This is a genomic window from Conyzicola sp. (assembly GCF_046714715.1).
Lineage (GTDB): Bacteria > Actinomycetota > Actinomycetes > Actinomycetales > Microbacteriaceae > Conyzicola.
Genome location: NZ_JBKKAD010000215.1, coordinates 1 through 2656, shown reverse-complemented (window position 1 = coordinate 2656; position 2656 = coordinate 1). Strand labels below are relative to the sequence as shown.

3 protein-coding genes are annotated in these 2656 nt (G+C 67.7%); all 3 read right to left on the bottom strand.

The window, feature by feature from the left end:
• Window positions 1–60: 60 nt before the first annotated feature.
• Window positions 61–1026, bottom strand: coding sequence for a malate dehydrogenase (locus ACLQ6X_RS16800; protein ID WP_411701293.1), 966 nt, complete (start codon window positions 1024–1026; stop codon window positions 61–63).
• Window positions 1027–1132: 106 nt separating this feature from the next.
• Window positions 1133–2347: an NADP-dependent isocitrate dehydrogenase gene (locus ACLQ6X_RS16795; RefSeq protein WP_411701292.1), complete on the bottom strand. Its 1215-nt coding sequence runs from the start codon at window positions 2345–2347 to the stop codon at window positions 1133–1135.
• Window positions 2348–2427: 80 nt separating this feature from the next.
• A partial coding sequence (locus ACLQ6X_RS16790; RefSeq protein WP_411701291.1) for an SDR family oxidoreductase occupies window positions 2428–2656 on the bottom strand: 229 nt, incomplete at its 5' end.

The window sequence follows — 2656 nt, the reverse complement described above, 5'->3', positions numbered from 1 at the left end:
CCCAAGGCCGCACGGTGCGTAAGTGCACTATCGCGGCGCGGCCGGGCCGCGGGCGGGCGGCTAGAGCAGGCCGAGCGCCTCTACGGCGGCGCGCTCGTCGGCCAGCTCGGCCGCCGACGCGTCGATGCGGGCGCGCGAGAACTCGTCGATCTCGAGGCCGTCGACGATCTGCCAGTCGCCACCCCGCGACGTGACCGGGAACGAGCTGACCAGCCCGGCCGCGACCCCGTACGAGCCGTCGGACACGATGGCGGCCGAGGTCCAGTCGTCGACCGGGGTGCCGAGCACCCAGTCGTGCATGTGGGCGACGGCGGCGTTGGCCGCGGATGCCGCGGACGACACCCCACGGGCGGCGATGATCGCGGCGCCGCGGCCCGCGACGGTGGGGATGAAGTCCTGCTCGACCCACGTGCGGTCGACGTCGAAATCTTCGCCCTCGATGCGCGCGTGCGACAGGTCGGGGTACTGGGTCGACGAGTGGTTTCCCCAGATGGTCACGCGCGAGATCGCCGAGACGGGCGCTCCCGTCGCGCCGGAGAGCTGGGCCACCGCCCTGTTGTGGTCGAGGCGGGTCATCGCCGTGAAGCGGGCGGACGGTACATCCGGGGCATGCGCGCTCGCGATGAGGGCGTTGGTGTTCGCGGGGTTGCCGACCACGAGAACCCGGATGTCGTCGGCCGCGTTCTCGTTGATTGCCCGGCCCTGCGGCGCGAAGATGGCGCCGTTCGCGGTGAGCAGGTCTGCGCGTTCCATGCCGGCCGCGCGGGGCCGGGACCCGACGAGCAGGGCGACGTTGGCGCCGTCGAACGCGGTGTCGGCGTCGTCGGTGATCTCGATGTCGCCGAGCAGCGGGAACGCGCAGTCGTCGAGCTCCATCGCGACACCCTCGGCGGCGTCGAGGGCCTGCGGCAGCTCGAGCAGCCGCAGGCTCACGGGGATGTCGGGCCCGAACATGGCGCCGGAAGCGATGCGGAAGAGCAGGGCATAGCCGATCTGGCCGGCGGCTCCCGTGACGGTGATGATCATGGGTCGAGCGTACGCCGAACGCTGGTTGAGTAGGTCGCGCAGCGACCGTATCGAAACCGGGTTTCGATACGCGCCGTAGACGGCGCTACTCAACCAGCAAGACGAACTACGCCAGGCGCGCGGCCAGGTTCTTGTCGAGCGTCGCGAGGAACTCCTCGGTGGTCTCCCACTTCTGGTCCGGTCCGACGAGCAGCGCGAGGTCCTTCGTCATGTGGCCGGCCTCGACGCTCTTGATCACGACGTCTTCGAGCGTGGCGGCGAACTCGGCGAGCGCCGGGTTGTCGTCGAGCTTGGCGCGGTGCGACAGGCCACGGGTCCACGCGTAGATCGAGGCGATCGGGTTGGTCGACGTGGGCTTGCCGGCCTGGTGCTGGCGGTAGTGGCGCGTGACGGTGCCGTGGGCGGCCTCGGCCTCGACGACCGAGCCGTCGGGAACCGACAGCACGCTGGTCATGAGCCCGAGCGAGCCGAAGCCCTGCGCCACGGTGTCCGACTGCACGTCGCCGTCGTAGTTCTTGCAGGCCCAGACGTAGCCGCCCTCCCACTTCATGGCCGACGCGACCATGTCGTCGATGAGGCGGTGCTCGTAGGTGAGTCCGGCCGCGTCGAACTTCTCCTTGAACTCGGCCTGGAAGATCTCCTCGAAGATGTCCTTGAACCGGCCGTCATAGGCCTTGAGGATGGTGTTCTTCGTCGACAGGTACACGGGGTAGTTGCGGGTCAGGCCGTAGTTGAGCGACGAGCGCGCGAAGTCGCGGATCGAAGCGTCCTGGTTGTACTGCACCTGGGCGATGCCGTCGTCGGGGGCGTCGTAGACCTCGAACTTCATCGGCTCCGAGCCGTCTTCGGGCGTGAACTCGACGGTGAGCTTGCCCTTGCCCTTGAACACGAAGTCGGTGGCACGGTACTGGTCGCCGAACGCGTGGCGGCCGATGATGATCGGCTTGTTCCAGCCGGGCACGAGGCGCGGGATGTTGGAGATGATGATCGGCTCGCGGAAGATGACGCCGCCGAGGATGTTGCGGATGGTGCCGTTCGGGCTCTTCCACATCTTCTTCAGGCCGAACTCCTCGACGCGCGCCTCGTCGGGCGTGATCGTGGCGCACTTGACGCCGACACCGTGCTTCTGGATGGCGTGGGCCGCGTCGATCGTGACCTGGTCGTCGGTCGCGTCACGGTGCTCGATGCCGAGGTCATAGTACTCGAGGTTGATGTCGAGGTACGGGTGGATCAGGGTGTCCTTGATCTTCTGCCAGATGATGCGGGTCATCTCGTCGCCGTCGAGTTCGACGACAGTGCCTTCTACCTTGATCTTGGACAAGCGATTCTCCTCATTGATGAGCCGTACTGGTTGCTGGTTCCAGCCTACCGGGTCTGCAAACTATCTCGACGTCAAGATAGTTACGCCTTCGGGCCGCCCGCGACATAGAGCACCTGGCCGGAGACGAACGACGCCTCCTCGCTGACGAAGAACGCGGCGGCGGCGGCGATGTCCTCCGGGGTCCCGGTGCGGCCGACCGGGATCTCGCTCGCGGCGCCGGCCAGATAGTCGTCGAAGGTCATGCCGATGCGTTCCGCCGTCTCGCGCAGCATGTCGGTGGCGATGAACCCGGGGGCGATCGAGTTGACC